This is a genomic window from Atribacteraceae bacterium, assembly GCA_035477455.1.
Classification (GTDB): Bacteria; Atribacterota; Atribacteria; order Atribacterales; family Atribacteraceae; genus DATIKP01.
The window spans coordinates 1-14,737 of sequence record DATIKP010000104.1 but is presented as its reverse complement, the minus strand read 5'-3'; the positions used below and the strand labels follow the sequence as shown (position 1 = coordinate 14,737).

At 52.2% G+C, this 14,737-nt stretch carries 16 protein-coding genes; all 16 read left to right on the top strand.

The genetic code is table 11. The annotated features are described in order from the left end of the window. The coding region (locus VLH40_06485; GenBank protein HSV31653.1) for a hypothetical protein at window positions 1–241 on the top strand (241 nt) is incomplete at its 5' end. A gap of 3 nt (window positions 242–244) precedes the next feature. Then, on the top strand, window positions 245–799 hold the full coding sequence (locus VLH40_06480) for a BMC domain-containing protein (protein ID HSV31652.1): 555 nt from the start codon (window positions 245–247) through the stop codon (window positions 797–799). A 74-nt stretch (window positions 800–873) separates the two neighbouring features. After that, a complete protein-coding gene (gene tpiA, locus VLH40_06475; protein ID HSV31651.1) occupies window positions 874–1,659 on the top strand; it encodes a triose-phosphate isomerase in 786 nt (261 codons plus the stop codon). 49 nt (window positions 1,660–1,708) lie between these two features. Beyond that, entirely contained in the window at window positions 1,709–3,175 is a 1,467-nt protein-coding gene (locus VLH40_06470) for an aldehyde dehydrogenase family protein (GenBank protein ID HSV31650.1), read from the top strand. A 13-nt stretch (window positions 3,176–3,188) separates the two neighbouring features. After that, the gene (locus VLH40_06465; GenBank protein HSV31649.1) at window positions 3,189–3,458 is read left to right on the top strand and encodes a EutN/CcmL family microcompartment protein; all 270 of its coding nucleotides are present in this window, start codon (window positions 3,189–3,191) and stop codon (window positions 3,456–3,458) included. Window position 3,459: 1 nt separating this feature from the next. Continuing rightward, window positions 3,460–3,750: a EutN/CcmL family microcompartment protein gene (locus tag VLH40_06460; protein ID HSV31648.1), complete on the top strand. Its 291-nt coding sequence runs from the start codon at window positions 3,460–3,462 to the stop codon at window positions 3,748–3,750. After that, window positions 3,747–4,295 (top strand): ribose 5-phosphate isomerase B, encoded by a 549-nt coding sequence (gene rpiB / locus VLH40_06455; protein HSV31647.1) that lies wholly within the window; start codon window positions 3,747–3,749, stop codon window positions 4,293–4,295. The genes VLH40_06460 and rpiB overlap by 4 nt, the downstream gene beginning before the upstream one ends. Window positions 4,296–4,342: 47 nt before the next feature. Then, window positions 4,343–5,119 (top strand): deoxyribose-phosphate aldolase, encoded by a 777-nt coding sequence (gene deoC, locus VLH40_06450; GenBank protein HSV31646.1) that lies wholly within the window; start codon window positions 4,343–4,345, stop codon window positions 5,117–5,119. Between the two features lie 11 nt (window positions 5,120–5,130). Then, window positions 5,131–5,802 (top strand): phosphate propanoyltransferase, encoded by a 672-nt coding sequence (gene pduL / locus VLH40_06445; GenBank protein HSV31645.1) that lies wholly within the window; start codon window positions 5,131–5,133, stop codon window positions 5,800–5,802. Between the two features lie 28 nt (window positions 5,803–5,830). Next, window positions 5,831–6,892, top strand: a complete 1,062-nt coding sequence (locus VLH40_06440; protein ID HSV31644.1) for a galactitol-1-phosphate 5-dehydrogenase — start codon at window positions 5,831–5,833, stop codon at window positions 6,890–6,892. A gap of 213 nt (window positions 6,893–7,105) precedes the next feature. Beyond that, entirely contained in the window at window positions 7,106–8,095 is a 990-nt protein-coding gene (locus VLH40_06435; protein ID HSV31643.1) for a sugar phosphate isomerase/epimerase family protein, read from the top strand. A gap of 147 nt (window positions 8,096–8,242) precedes the next feature. After that, a complete protein-coding gene (locus VLH40_06430) occupies window positions 8,243–9,259 on the top strand; it encodes a sugar-binding protein (protein HSV31642.1) in 1,017 nt (338 codons plus the stop codon). 110 nt (window positions 9,260–9,369) lie between these two features. Then, window positions 9,370–10,947: a sugar ABC transporter ATP-binding protein gene (locus VLH40_06425; protein ID HSV31641.1), complete on the top strand. Its 1,578-nt coding sequence runs from the start codon at window positions 9,370–9,372 to the stop codon at window positions 10,945–10,947. After that, window positions 10,944–12,020, top strand: coding sequence for an ABC transporter permease (locus VLH40_06420; GenBank protein ID HSV31640.1), 1,077 nt, complete (start codon window positions 10,944–10,946; stop codon window positions 12,018–12,020). The genes VLH40_06425 and VLH40_06420 overlap by 4 nt, the downstream gene beginning before the upstream one ends. 44 nt (window positions 12,021–12,064) lie before the next feature. Then, window positions 12,065–13,234: an iron-containing alcohol dehydrogenase gene (locus VLH40_06415; GenBank protein ID HSV31639.1), complete on the top strand. Its 1,170-nt coding sequence runs from the start codon at window positions 12,065–12,067 to the stop codon at window positions 13,232–13,234. Window positions 13,235–13,275: 41 nt separating this feature from the next. Beyond that, window positions 13,276–14,737 (top strand): FGGY family carbohydrate kinase (locus VLH40_06410; GenBank protein ID HSV31638.1); only part of this gene is annotated, 1,462 nt, incomplete at its 3' end.

The following is a 14,737-nucleotide window of genomic DNA, read 5'->3' as shown; positions in this document are numbered from 1 at the left end:
GGCTCCTCCCCTTTCACCGGTTTTGGAGACCGATCCTGCCCGGGTTGAAATTCCGTTGCGGCAGCATGCCGGGGAAACGGCCAAGGCAGTGGTGAGGGCCGGTGAACTGGTGCGGGAGGGAACCCTGCTGGGAGAAATCCCGGAGGGTATGCAGGGAGCTCGGACACATGCCAGCATCGATGGGCGGGTAGTCTTGGTGGACGAAGAAAGAGTCATCATCCAAAAAGAGAATATCGGGTGAAAAATGGAAATAACCGTTTTGGGAGTTCTGGAACTTAACAGTATCGCGGTGGGCATAAAGGTGCTGGACAGTATGGTTAAGGCGGCCCCCGTTCGGATCATCGACGCGAAAACCATTTGTCCGGGTAAATTTTTTGTTCTGGTCACCGGAACAGTCGCGGAAGTCGATGCCTCATTGACTGCCGGGAAACGGGCTGGTGAGGGGTACTTGGTTGACGAACTCTTTCTGCCCAATCTTCATCCCCAGGTGGTTCCCGCCGTTTTGGGGGCGGTACCGTGTGAAAGATGGGACGCGGTCGCCGTGGTCGAGTCGTTTTCGGTCATAGCCAGCATCGAAGGCGCGGACATATCGGCAAAAACCGCCGACGTACTGGTGAATGAAGTCCGGCTGGCTACCGGGATGGGCGGAAAGTCTTACTGGAAAATCATCGGGGACATCCATGAGGTTACCTCCGCCGTGGAAGCCTCGGTTGCGGTGGTGAGCCGGAAAGGCTTGTTGTGTAAACAGGTGATCATACCCAATCCTCATCCTGATATTCGGCCGTTTTTTGTGGTGTAGGGAGAGTTTTTTCTTGTTTGACGAAGACGTAAGTTGATAATAAGCGGTCCTGTTTTCGATGGGGGAGGAATTTCATGCTCCGGACCATGCTGATTGCCGGGAACTGGAAAATGCATATGAATCGCCAGGAAACTGTCGGATTGCTCCGGGCGCTCCGAACGGAAATCCAGGACTTTGATCAATCCAATGTCGAACTGGCGGTTTTCCCTCCGTTTACTTCATTGGAGACTGCCCTGCGAGAGCTTGCCGGATGCGGTATCGCCCTGGGGGCCCAGAATGTCTTTTATGAAGAAAAGGGAGCCTTCACCGGTGAGACATCGGCGGCAATGTTGATGGAAGCCGGTTGCCGTTATGTTCTGATCGGACACTCGGAGCGCCGGACAATTTTTGGAGAAAATGACCGTACAGTCAACCAAAAGATGAACATTTGCCTAAATAAAGGTTTGATTCCCATTTTGTGCGTCGGTGAAACCGGAGAGGAACGCTGGGCCGGGAATACGTTTGCCGTTTTGAATGGGCAAATAGTGTTTGCTCTGCAGGGAATCGAGGAGGAGCTGCTCGAACGCGTTGTCATCGCTTATGAACCGGTGTGGGCGATCGGTACCGGGCTCGCTGCCGGTGGGGAGGCAGCCCAGGAGGTGCATACCTTTATCCGGCAAACTCTTGCTGATTTCACCTCCCCGGAAACGGCGGCAAAAGTTCGGATTGTCTATGGAGGGAGCATGACGCTGGCTACCGCCCCCGCGCTCTTTTGTCAGCCCGATGTCGACGGCGGATTGATCGGGGGAGCGAGTTTGGACAGCAATTCCTTCTCTCGTATTTACTTGGCGGCTCGGGCGGCGGCCGGGGGAAGAAGGTAAAAAAGCATGACTCGTTTATATGGCAGATACGGCATACGGGGTCAAAACAATGGAATGGAATGAAATCGATATCCGGGCGATCGTCGAGGGTGTTTTAGGCCGGCTGGAACCGGGGGCTGAGAAGCAAGACGAATCCTTGGTTCTTGTAAAGCCTGCCTGTGCGTTGCACGCAGACGGGCAGGCTGAAGCGGCGGACGGATTGTTCGCTGATATCGATCGGGCGGCAGAGGCCGCTCGCAAAGCCCAGGAAGAACTGATGGAGATCCCTCTGGACCGGCGGCGGAATATGATTCGGGCCATCCGGAAGACGATTTTGGCTCACGCTGAAGTACTTTCCATGATGGCTGTAGAAGAGACCGGCTTTGGCCGGGTAACGGACAAGATCGAAAAACACCGGCTGGTGGCCCTGAGAACACCCGGAGTCGAAGACCTGGATCCTTCCGCCTTTACCGATGAACATGGCATGACCCTGGTCGAGCGCGCTCCCTATGGAGTGATTGGTTCGCTGATTCCTTCGACCAATCCGACGACAACCGTTGTCAACAATACGATCAGCATGATCGCCGGGGGGAACGCGGTAGTGTTTCATCCTCACCCTGGGGCGGTGAAATGCTCAGGTCATGCCGTCTCTTTGGTCCAGCAGGCTATCCGGGAAGCCGGGGGACCGGAAAATCTGGTCACCGCTCTAAGTGTTCCTTCTTTGGAAACCGCCCGGGCAATGATGAAATATCCCGATATCCGCCTTTTAGTGGTGACCGGTGGTCCGGCAGTGGTGAGAGAAGCTATGGGGAGCGGGAAAAAAGTGATCGCCGCCGGTCCGGGCAATCCACCGTGCGTGGTGGATGAAACCGCCGATCTGGTCAAGGCCGGCCGGGATATTGTGCGGGGAGCCGGGTTTGACAATAACATTGTCTGTATCTGTGAAAAGGAAATATTGGCTGTAGCCGGGATTGCCGACAGGCTGCAGGAAGAGATGAAGAAAAACGGCGCCTTCGCCCTGAATCGCACCCAAATGGAAAAAATCACCCAGTTGGTGCTCAGTGATCCTGGCAAACCCGGACAAGCTGGAACGGTGAACAAGGCCATGGTGGGGAAGGACGCCGGGTACATCGCCAGTCATATCGGGCTGAACGTCCCCGGGGATATCCGGATTCTGTTTAGTGAAGTAAGCGCTGATCATCCCCTGGTCTGGACCGAACAGCTCCTGCCGGTAATCCCCTTGGTTCGTTTTGCTCATGTCCAGCAGGCTATGGAATTCGCGGTGGAGTGCGAACACGGATACCGGCATACCGCCGTGATGCATTCCCGAAACATTGCCAACCTGTCCCGCATGGCCCGGCTGATGAATTGTTCGATATTCGTGAAAAACGGGCCCAGCTATAGCGGATTGGGCATGGGCGGGGCCGGATTTACCAGTTTCACCATAGCCAGTCCCACCGGGGAAGGGTTAACCCGGGCCCGGACTTTTACCCGGGAAAGACGGTGTACTCTGGTTGATTATTTCCGAATTGTCTAAAAAGGAGAACAGGATGCGTCTGGGTAAAGTAATCGGTTCGGTGGTCTGTACTCTGAAAGTTGAATCGTTACAGGGAATCAAGTTTCTCCTGGTTCAGCCTTTGGATGAACGCTTGGAGCATTCCGGTTCACCTCTGGTGGCCTGTGACCTTGTACAGGCTGGCCGGGGAGATATCGTGTTTTTCGAAGCGGGCCGGGAGGCGGCGATTGCCCTTCCCAACTGGTTTAATCCATCCGATCTGACCGTAATGGGAATTGTCGATCAGGTCAACGTGGGGGTTTGACATGATTGTCGGCCGAGTCATCGGAAACGTGGTTGCAACCCAAAAACTGGCGGTCTTGCGTGGTTTGAAATTAATGATAGTGCAGCCGCTGGATAAAGACGCCCGACCTCAGGGAAAAAGTTTGTTGGCTTTCGACACGGTACAGGCCGGGGAGGGAGATACGGTGTTGGTGCTGGATGAAGGGAATTCGTCGCGCATGATTCTGGCCGATCCGGCAGCGCCGGTTCGGACGATGATTGTCGGGATCGTCGATGAAATCCAGGTTGATGATAAAGAGGAGAGCGTCCGGTGAATAATCAATCCCGTATTATCCAGAACGTGGTCAGTGGTCTTTACGCCTCGACGGTCGACAATCTCCCGGAGGTTGAACCGGTGAATTGCTGCGATCAGGTGAAACGGGTAGCGATCGGTTCCGACCATGGGGGATTTGCGGTTAAGGAAAGCTTGAAAAAATATATGGAAGGTCTCGGGTACCGGGTTTACGATGTGGGAACCCATGGCACCGAAAGTGTCGATTATCCGGATTTTGCCGTGAAAGTAGCTCGCAAGATCACATCGGGAGAATGTGAACGAGGGATCATGATCGATGGGGCAGGAATCGGTTCTTGTATGGTGTGCAATAAAGTGAAGGGGATACGGGCGGCTCTGTGCTATGACCGGAAAACGGTAGTTAACAGCCGGGAGCACAACAATGCCAACGTTCTCACCCTGGGGGGGCCGCTCCATCCTCTCGATGAATTGTGTGAAATGGTTAAGCTCTGGCTGGAGACCCGTTTTGCCGGTGGGAGGCATTGGCCCCGGATCAACAAGATGATGGCCGTGGAAAGGAACAGATAGATTTTTATGAATGATTTTATACTCCTGCAAAGGCGAGGTTTTCAAGCATGAACCAACAAGAGTTGATCGAACGGATTACCCGGGAAGTACTCAATAAGCTCCGGAATATTCCTCCGGAGAAAGCCATGGACGATGACGGGTCCCGCCGAATACCGGCAGACGGCCTATCGCTGGCCCCGGCAGACCTCGCCTCCTATATCGACCATACCCTCCTGAAACCCGACGCCTGTCTTGCGATGGTCGAGAAGCTTTGCGAGGAGGCCGTACAGTACCGTTTTTTCTCGGTTTGTGTCAATCCTTACTGGGTTTCTTTTTGCGCCAGAAAACTGCGGGGTACGGGTGTGAAAGTCTGTACGGTAGCCGGGTTCCCCCTGGGAGCCAGCGAGAGCCGGAGCAAGGCCTTTGAAGCACGCAACGCCATAGAAAACGGAGCGGATGAAATTGACATGGTGATCAATGTGGGAGCCTTGAAAGCGCGGGATTTAAAAACGGTCGAGGAAGATCTGCGCGCAGTCAGGCGGGCCTGCCGTTCGACCACCGTCAGCAAGGCCATCATCGAGACCAGCCTCTTGTCCGATGAAGAGAAGGTGGCAGTATCACAGCTGATCAAGAAAGCGGAACTTGATTTTGTCAAAACCTCGACGGGATTCGCCGGTGGCGGGGCGACCGCTCACGACGTAGCCCTCATCCGCAGGACCATAGGCCCAAAGATGGGGATCAAGGCCAGCGGGGGGGTCCGCACCTATGAAGATGCCCGTTTGCTGATCGCTGCCGGGGCCACCCGGTTGGGAACCAGTGCCGGCGTGAAGATTGTGAGTGGGTAAGGGAGTAGATCATGGATAAGCGGGGTACCCATACCTGGGATGAGGTCATAAAATTGATCGCTGAAACGGTCAGCCAGGAAATGACGGAGGGAGTTTCCCCGGCGGGGTCTTCTTTTTCCATCCCCGTAGAGGTATCCAACCGCCATTGTCACCTGAGGCAGGTCACTTTCGAGTTACTGTATGGACAAGGCCGACAATTGACTCCAATGCGCCATCTTTCCCAACCCGGGGAATTCGCCAGTCAGGAAAAGGTGGTGGTTGTCGGGTCTGGTATGCGGGTCCTGGAAGGCGTGAGGATTATCGGACCATTCCGGGAATACGATCAGGTGGAGTTGTCCCATACCGACGGGTATGCTCTTGATCTCGCACTCCCCGTTCGATTGTCCGGTGATATCGCCGATACTCAGCCGATTACCCTGGTCGGGCCGGTTGGAGTAGTCACACTGAAAGAGGGAGCTATCCGGGCAGCACGGCACATACACGTGAACATTGCCGATGTCGGCCGCTATCAGGTGAAAAACGGCCAGAAAGTCGACGTCGAGGTAGCCGGACCCGGTGGAGTGATTTTTAAAGAAGTCATAGTGCGGATTTCACCCAATGGAAAACTGGCCTGTCACCTGGATACCGACGAGGGCAATGCCGCTGGGATCAGGGGAACGGGTTTTTGCCGGATTCTTTGCTGAATGGTCTTTACCTTACAGGAGGTAGTGAATGAATAAGTTGATGAGGGCGGTTGAATTGCAGGCTCCCGGAACCTTGCGCTGTGTCGGGAAAGAAATACCCGGCCTGGAAAAATCCGGAGATGTAATCGTAAAAGTAAAGGCTTGCGGCGTATGTGGTTCGGATATTCAGCGGACAATGGTCAAAGGGGCCCACGTTATGCCCATCGTCATTGGACACGAATTTGCCGGAGAAGTGATCGAAGTGGGTAAGGGGGTTCAATCGGCGAAGCCGGGTGACCGGGTGACGGTTATGCCGTTGGTGCCCTGTGAAGACTGCGATTACTGCCGGATCGGGGAATATACCCTGTGCGATGATTATCTTTACTATGGATCACGTATCCCGGGAGCCATGGCCGAATATATCCGGGTGGATGCCGAGAATGTCTTGATCCTTCCGGAAAACGTCGATTATGAAATGGGCGCGATGACCGACCCGGTGAGCGTTGCCTTGCATGCCGTCCGAAAAGCTTCGGTGGAACCCGGACAAACCGCGGTGGTTTTTGGTTTGGGGGCCATCGGGCTTATCACTCTGCAGTGGCTGAAAGCGGTGGGCTGCGGGTCCATTTTTGCCGTGGACATATTCGAAGAAAAACTGGCGCTGGCCCGGGAGCTGGGAGCCGACTTCACCATTAACGGAAAAAATGGCGACGCAGTTCAGGACCTTTTAGCCCATACTCAGGGCAGGGGGGCAGACATCGCGATTGAACTGGCCGGCAACAAAATCACCCAGGTCCAGGCCATCCAGTCCGTTGGGAAAATGGGCAAGGTGATCCTGTGTGGCATTTCCTATGACGATCTTTTGCTGCCCAACCAGGCCGTCAACGCTATTTTGCGTGGGGAATTGATTATCAAGGGATCCTGGAATTCTTCGATTAGCCCACTTCCCATCAACGAATGGAAAAGCGCCCTTGCTTTCATGGACAATGGCAAAATAAAGGTCAAACCGTTGATCAGCCACCGGGTGAAACTTGAAGATTGCCAGTCGGTGTTCGAAATGATGTTTTACCAGAAGGAAGTTTTCACCAAGGTGTTGTTCGAGCCGGAGTTGTAGGAATCTTTTAGGAATAGATGCGATGGACACGGTTAAGGAAGACAGTGTTCTTGAGGCGATTGTGAAGCCTTGAAGAAACATTGACAAAAGATGCCTGGGTTGCAGTCTTTTACCGACTTGATATTGAATGAACAGGTATTGTTCCCTCAACAATGCTATCAATCAACTCTTTTGGAGAAGAGATTTTTATTCCATTCAAAGAAGGGGGTTTTTATGAGACCGCTCAAGTTTGGAGTTGGTTTGTGGTGTATGGGTTTTTCGGCCGACCGGTTTATTCCTAAAGGATACAAAAATATGGGGAATACCCGGGAGCAGTTGGAGATGGTATCTCGGGTTGAAGGGGCAGAGGCGATCCAGATCCATTTTCCTGATGACTTCCTGGGATACGAGAACCGGGAGGTGTCAAAAATGGTCGATGATTTTGGATTGAAAATATCGACCATCAATGTCAATCTGTTTGGAGACCCCATCTTCCGGTATGGAGCGTTTACCAACGCTGACGGGAAAATCCGCCGCAAGGCTATAGACCTGGTAAAAAGGACGGTGGACACGGCCCGGGAAATCGAATGCGGCCATGTGGAGATGTGGCCGGGGCAGGATGGATGGGACTATGTATTCCAAAGCGACTACACATCACTTTGGAATTGGACTGTCTCGGCGATTCGGGAAATTACCGAATACGCTCCCGACCTGAAACTCTCTTATGAGTATAAACTAAAAGAGCCCCGAATGTACGTACTGGTTTCCAATGTGGGTAAGGCGCTCTATCTTACCGGTCAGGTGGGAGCCGGTAATTTCGGAATCGCCCTTGATTTCGGTCATGCCCTGTTATCCCGCGAAGCCCCGGCTGAAGCCTTGTGTCTGCTCAACCGGGAAGGTAAACTCTTCAACGTTCACATCAACGATGCGTACGGTGAATTCGATGATGACTTGATTGCAGGGACGATCAATGTATGGAGAGCGGTTGAGTATATCTGGTATTTAAAACAAACTGATTATGATGGCTTTTTCACCCTGGATCAATTTCCTTTCCGCGAGGACTCCGCACGGGCCTGTACGGCCTCTATCCGCATGCTTAAATCCTTGGAGAAGATTGCAGACCGCCTGAACACGGAAGAAATTAAAAGGCTGCAGAGTGACAGCAACATTATTGATCTATTGGATCTTCTGCGTAGACAAGTCTTGGAAGGTGAAGGATCATAATATATGATAAATTGAAGGGGGGGGATACTATTCGATATGACAATCCTGTTGTTTTAATCTAAAGAGGGTAGCAGGTCCAGGTATCTTTGTGCGGGCGATCATGAACAAAAGAATCTTTTTCAATCGAATGTTAAGGGAGGAAAGAGGATGAAACGGCATTCCAAGTTTTTCTCTTTATTCGTCATGGCGCTTTTTATAGTAGCGGCACTCGGCGGTTCTGCCTTAGCCGATAGTAATCTTCACTTTGCGTTTGTGACCAACGTGGTAGCGGATTTCTGGAGCATTGCCCAGGTAGGGGTCAGTCACGCGGAACGGGACTTTGGAGTGACCGCCGAGCTCCATATGCCCTTTGACGGGAGTGCGGCCGAGCAAATTCGCATTTTGGAGTCAATGGTGGCCAAGCAGGTTGACGGTATTGCCGTCAGTGCGGTCGATCCGACCCACATGGTGGACTTTCTCAACGGTGTCGCCGAACAGACCATCCTTATCACTCACGACAGTGATGCCCCGCTCAGCAATCGGATTGCCTATATCGGTACCAATAACTACAAGGCAGGAAGAAGGGCTGGACAGGTCATCCAGGAGATTCTTCCCGATGGCGGAGAAATCATGATTTTTGTCGGAAAGCTCGACGTCCAGAATGCCATTGAGAGAAGGCAGGGCATTATCGACGAGTTGCGCGGTGAACCCGACGATAAACGCTTTACCGAGTCGGATCCTATAGGAGAAGTGATTGCCGGAAACATCACCATTCTCGATACCCTCACAGACAATGTGGACATGGCCCGCGCCAAACAAAACGTGGAAGATACCCTCATTCGTTACCCGGATGTCGACTGCCTGGTAGGCCTTTGGAGCTACAACGGTCCGATGATGATATCCGCCGTGGGCGATGCCGGTTTGTTGGGGCAGATTCCCATGGTAACCTTCGACGAGGAGATCGAAGTTCTCCACGCTTTGCAGGCTGGCTATGTTAACGCGACCATCGTGCAGGATCCGTATAATTTCGGTTACATGTCTATAAAATTGATGGCGCAGATAGCCAGGGGAGAAAACCCCGATATCCCCGAAGATGGCATTATAGATGTCCCGGCACGGGTAATTACTCCGGAGAACGTTGATGCATTCTGGGCTGACCTGAGGGAAAAACTCGGCCAAGAGTAGCCAATTAATTCTTTAACTCATACTCATGCCGGGCTGAAGCTCGGCCCGGCATGAGTCACCTGAAACATTGATCCGGTATGGGTTTTTATGATGTGAGGTGAGGGTATCTCATGGACGGAAAACAACGAATTCCTTTACTGAAAATGGTGGGAATCAGCAAGCTTTTCCCCGGAGTGCAGGCCCTGGACAGGGTTAACCTGGAGCTTTATCCGGGGGAAGTCCTGGCCTTGGTCGGGGAGAACGGGGCCGGTAAAAGTACTCTTATGAATATTCTTGGGGGTTGTCTTCATGCCGACGCCGGTAATATTTTTTTAGACGGAGATAAGATCAGCATCAACACTGTTCATCAGGCGATGGAACTGGGGATCGCCTTTGTTCACCAGGAACTGAACTTATCCGGCAACCTGGATATCGGGGACAATATTTTTCTCGGCCGGGAACCCCGTAAATCCGGCCTGTTGAAGCTGGTGGATAAGGATCGGGTTAACGAAGAAACCAGCAAAGTGCTCAAGCGGATTGGGATGACTTGTTCTCCCACCATCATCGTGAACAACCTGACCATCGGCCTCCAGCAAATGGTGGAAATCGGTAAAGCACTCTCGATGAACACCCGAATCATCATTATGGACGAACCCACCAGCAGCCTGTCTCAGAAAGAAGCGGAACAGCTGTTCAGGATTATCAGGGAACTAAGGAGTCAGGGTATCTCCGTTATCTATATTTCCCACCGGTTGGGTGAGGTCAAAGAACTTGCCGACCGGGTGACCGTGCTACGTGATGGAAAGAATTCAGGGAATTTAGCTCGCGAGGAAATCAGCCGGGAAGCAATGGTAAAGCTTATGGTGGGCAGGGATACCAAGAATTTTTACCAGCACCAGTACCATTGCGGTGAAGAGCCGATATTGGAAGTGAAGGACTTAATCGTACCTTCTCATCCGGGGCATCCCATTAGTTTTAAGGTTTGCCGGGGGGAGATTGTGGTGATCGCCGGGCTGATTGGAGCGGGACGTACCGAGCTGGCTCACACCATTTTTGGGATTGATCAGCCCTTGGGCGGGGAAATTTTGCTGAACGGACGATCAATTTCCATCAGAAACAGCGGGGACGCCATTCGTAAGGGGATTTGCCTGGCGCCGGAAAACCGAGCCCTACACGGCCTGGTTCTGGAAATGGCGCTGGAGGACAACGTGGTGCTGCCGGGGCTCTATCAATATCAGTCCATGGCTTTGGTCGATAGGGAGAGAATAACGTCTGTCACACGAGAAATGGTCAGACGGATGAACATTAGAACACCTTCTCTCATCCAGATTACGGGGTGTCTTTCCGGTGGAAACCAGCAGAAAGTCGTTTTGTCAAAATGGCTTTCTCTCAAGCCGGAAATCCTCATATTGGATGAGCCGACCCGGGGCATTGATGTCGGAGCCAAGCAGGAAATCTATTACCTGCTGGAAGAACTGGTTGCCCATGGTGTGGGTCTTTTAATCATATCCAGTGAAATGCAGGAAGTATTGGGCATTGCTGACCGGATTCTGGTCATGCATGAAGGAAGGTTGACCGGAGAACTGCTGCCTGCCGATTTCAGTGAGGAGGAAATCGTCAACCTGGCGACAGGAGGTGAGCGTTCTCCCAGGCAACGGGAAGAACCAGAAGAAATTTTAGTGGCAGGAGGCGGGAGGACACGTTCATGAATAAAACATTTAAACGGGAAATAGGAGTATTGAACAACAAACTGATTGGCATTATCCTTTTACTGGTGTTTATGATTATCATCACCAGTTTTCTTGATCCCAGATTTTTAAATCCTCTTAATATCAGGAATATATTGCGATGGACTGGTCTGTTTGGAATATTGAGTTTAGGGGTTACCTTTCCCATCATTACCGGGGGGATCGATCTATCGATAGGATCCGTCGTCGGTCTGACCGGAACCCTGTTTCCTCTGTTTATTGTCGGGTACTCCATGAACATCGGGCTTGCCTTTGTCCTGGTATTGGGGTTGTCGCTTTTAATGGGACTGGCACACGGCGTATTGATCACCAAGTTTAATTTCCAGCCATTTATTGCCACTCTGGTTGGTCTTTTTATATACCGCGGGTTGGCTCGAGTTGTCACTCGGGACGTGCCCCAAGGGTTCGGTGGGGGACGAGATTTTGCGAGTTTGAGATTTGTTGCCCAGGGGAGGATTCCGAGCGCCTTCTGGTCAGATGCTCCCCAGAACATTGCGGATTGGTCAATACCCATGCCCTTCATTATTTTAATTATCCTGGCCATTGTTTTTTCCATTTTCCTCTACCGGTCCATCTATGGCCGGTACCTCCTGGCGCTTGGCTTTAATGAAAAAGCGGCTCGTTTCAGCGGAATCAACGTCAACCGGATGAAGACCGTCGCCTATATCATCTCCACCATGTGTGCCGGATTTGCCGGCATACTTTTTGCTTTGGATCTCAATACGATTCAGCCTTCGGCTATGGGGAACGCTTGGGAACTCTACGCTATAGCCGGGGTGGTCTTGGGAGGGGCCAGTCTCCGGGGCGGGGAAGCCAATATTCTCGGAGTGGTGATTGCGGTGGTCATAATCCGGGCTCTCTTTAACATGGTGAACATCTTGGGATTGGCGACCCAACTGGAGTTTGCCATCCTTGGGATTGTTATCTTGTTAGGAGTCATGATGGATGAATATTTGAAGAAAATATCGGCCAGGCGGATGAGGATCGAGGTTTCCTTGTCTTCCCCGGATGAAATAACCCAGGTCAAGGCCTGAGGATTGGATGGATAGAGGAAAATATCGATGAGAGGAGAGCGTTGATGAACAGTTTTACATTCTACAACCCGGTACGAATTATTTTTGGGCCGGGAGAGATGGACCAACTGGGCCGGGAAACGGCTTCCATCGGAACCAGGGTATTGTTGGTGGAGGCACGGGAAGACGGTCACCTGGCCAAAACGGGTGTCTATGAGCGGGCGAGATCACTTCTGGAAGCGGCGGGAGTACAGGTATTCGAACTGAAGGGGGTTCTACCCAACCCCCGTCTTTCACTGGTTAAAAAGGGTGCATCGATCTGCCGGGAAAACAAGGTGGACGCGGTGATCGCGGTAGGGGGAGGAAGCGTCATCGATACTGCCAAGGCGGTGGCTGTTGCCGCCCTCGATGATGGAGATGTGTGGGATTTCTTCCTTCTCAAAAGGAAAGCAAAAGGAGCCCTGCCCCTGGGAGTGGTTGTGACCTTGTCCGCTACCGGTTCGGAAATGAACGTCAATTCAGTCATCACCAATGAAGCGACCAACCAGAAATATGCAATTCATTATCCATTCAGTTTTCCTCGTTTTTCCATCATCGACCCGAAACTACACGTATCGATACCTTTTCATCATATAGCATATGGAGCGTACGATATTTTTTCCCATGTGTTGGAAGGATATTTCGATGACTGTCCGGATACCCCTCTCCAGGACAGGTTGGGAGAGGGTATTCTCATCACCACCATGGAAAGCGTAGAAAGAATTCGGAAAAATCCCGACGATTTGGGAGCACGGTGCAATCTGGCCTGGTCTGCCACCTTGGCTCTCAATGGTCTGCATGATGCCGGAAGAGGCAATCAGCCCTACGATGCTCATACCATTGAACACGAACTCGGTGCCAGATATGATGTATCACACGGGGCGGGGCTGGCGATTGTCCAGCCGGTCTGGCTGCAGCACGGGGCCCGTGAAAATCCGGCCAAATTTGTCCAATTCGCCCAACGGGTTTTCGGAATTTGCCCGGACGGGAAAACAGACAAAGAAGTTGGGCAGGAAGGTATTAACGCTTTGCGCTCTTGGGCGAGGGGGATCGGTTGTCCAATTACCCTGCGGGAAATCGATGTTCCTCGTGATGATTTGCGAGGGCTGGCGGAGGACATTGTAAAAAATCCGGAAGGCCGGGAATTAGACTCGGAAAAAGTGTATGCGGTTTTATTGGACTGTTATGAAGATTGATTGCAAAAAAGAATTGATGGTGAGCGAAGGGGAGTGAAGTCGTGACTTACCTGATTGGTTGTGACCTGGGGACTACCGCCACCAAAACAGGCTTGTTCGATGAGAATGGTAAATTGCTGGCTATCAGCCGCCGGGACTCCCATCTTATCTACGGTAAAGACGGAAGCGTTATCCAGGATCCCTATGAAATGTTACATTCCGTGGTAGAGACCGTGCGGGAAGTGATGGATAAAACCGACATCGATCCTTCCCAGGTCGCCTCTGTGGCTTTAGATGGACAGATGGCCGGAATTATGGGTGTGGCGGAAAACGGTGAGCCGGCAACCCCTTATGATTCCTGGCTGGATATTCGGTCGGCTCCCTATGCCCAGCGTATGAAAGACCAGGGAGAAGAACTCATCATTCGGCGCTCGGGCATGGGTCCCAGCATCAACCACGGGCCAAAGATACTGTGGTGGAAAAACGAGCACCCGGATATCTACCGGTCTATTGCCGGATTCACTATCCCTTCGAGCTGGGTGGTGCAGAAATTCGCCGGTCTTTCCGGCGCGGATACGTTTATGGATTATAGCAACCTGATATTTTCCTGTTTCTCTGATATAAAGAACATGACCTGGGATAAAGAGATCATTGCCCGTTTCGAGGTCGATGAAGATAAGTTTCCCCGGATTGTCAAACCGTGGGAAGTGATTGGCCAACTGGAAAAACAGTGGGCGGATAAGATGGGACTACTTCCGGGAACCCCCCTGGCGGCCGGGTGCGGAGACCAGGCGGCCAATGTTTTGGGCGCGGGGGTGGTCGAGGAGGGAATGGCTTTTGACGTTGCCGGAACTGCCTCGTGTTTTGCGCTCAATGTAAAGAAATTCGCCCCCGATGTTCGTCATAAAACCCTTTTATTCCCCCGTTCGGTTCTTCCTGACTTTTATTTTCCCATGGCTTACATCAACGGAGGAGGCATGGATCTGGAATGGGCGAAGAACGAGTTATTCCGGGAGTATGCCTCGCTTCCCGACGCCTTTTCCCGTATCACCGCCGAAGTGGAAAAAACCTCAACTGAGCCTACTCGGCTTGTTTTTCTTCCCCACCTGCGAGGGAGAAACTGTCCCACTCAACCGTCAATGCGCGGAGTATTGGCCGGCTTTAGTTGGGATCATAAGAGAGAGCACCTGTTCCGGGCAATCCTTGAGGGTATTGCCTACGAATACGCCTATTACCTGGGCGTATTGCGGGAATTGATCCCGGACGCCTCCTTCTATGAAGTCAGGGTGGTGGGAGGAGGAGCGAAGTCCTCCTTCTGGAATCGGATCAAAGCCAGCGTGCTTGGGATACCCTATGTCGAATTGGATCGAACAGAATGCGCCATTTGGGGAGCCGCTCTGGTAGCCGGGCATTCTGCCGGGGTTTTCTCCGATTTGGCCGGTAAGTCATCCGCGACCGTCAACCGGGTCAAAACCTATCCACCGGACGAGGAATTGAGTAAGACTTATGAACAAATAATACCTT

Bases quoted from the DNA above. Each gene is read 5' to 3' on its own strand.
- VLH40_06470 (HSV31650.1), top strand. From the start codon at position 1,709: ATGGAATGGAATGAAATCGATATCCGGGCGATCGTCGAGGGTGTTTTA.
- VLH40_06465 (HSV31649.1), top strand. From the start codon at position 3,189: ATGCGTCTGGGTAAAGTAATCGGTTCGGTGGTCTGTACTCTGAAAGTT.
- tpiA (HSV31651.1), top strand. From the start codon at position 874: ATGCTCCGGACCATGCTGATTGCCGGGAACTGGAAAATGCATATGAAT.
- VLH40_06435 (HSV31643.1), top strand. From the start codon at position 7,106: ATGAGACCGCTCAAGTTTGGAGTTGGTTTGTGGTGTATGGGTTTTTCG.
- VLH40_06420 (HSV31640.1), top strand. From the start codon at position 10,944: ATGAATAAAACATTTAAACGGGAAATAGGAGTATTGAACAACAAACTG.
- deoC (HSV31646.1), top strand. From the start codon at position 4,343: ATGAACCAACAAGAGTTGATCGAACGGATTACCCGGGAAGTACTCAAT.
- VLH40_06440 (HSV31644.1), top strand. From the start codon at position 5,831: ATGAATAAGTTGATGAGGGCGGTTGAATTGCAGGCTCCCGGAACCTTG.
- VLH40_06460 (HSV31648.1), top strand. From the start codon at position 3,460: ATGATTGTCGGCCGAGTCATCGGAAACGTGGTTGCAACCCAAAAACTG.
- VLH40_06480 (HSV31652.1), top strand. From the start codon at position 245: ATGGAAATAACCGTTTTGGGAGTTCTGGAACTTAACAGTATCGCGGTG.
- VLH40_06430 (HSV31642.1), top strand. From the start codon at position 8,243: ATGAAACGGCATTCCAAGTTTTTCTCTTTATTCGTCATGGCGCTTTTT.
- VLH40_06425 (HSV31641.1), top strand. From the start codon at position 9,370: ATGGACGGAAAACAACGAATTCCTTTACTGAAAATGGTGGGAATCAGC.
- VLH40_06415 (HSV31639.1), top strand. From the start codon at position 12,065: ATGAACAGTTTTACATTCTACAACCCGGTACGAATTATTTTTGGGCCG.
- pduL (HSV31645.1), top strand. From the start codon at position 5,131: ATGGATAAGCGGGGTACCCATACCTGGGATGAGGTCATAAAATTGATC.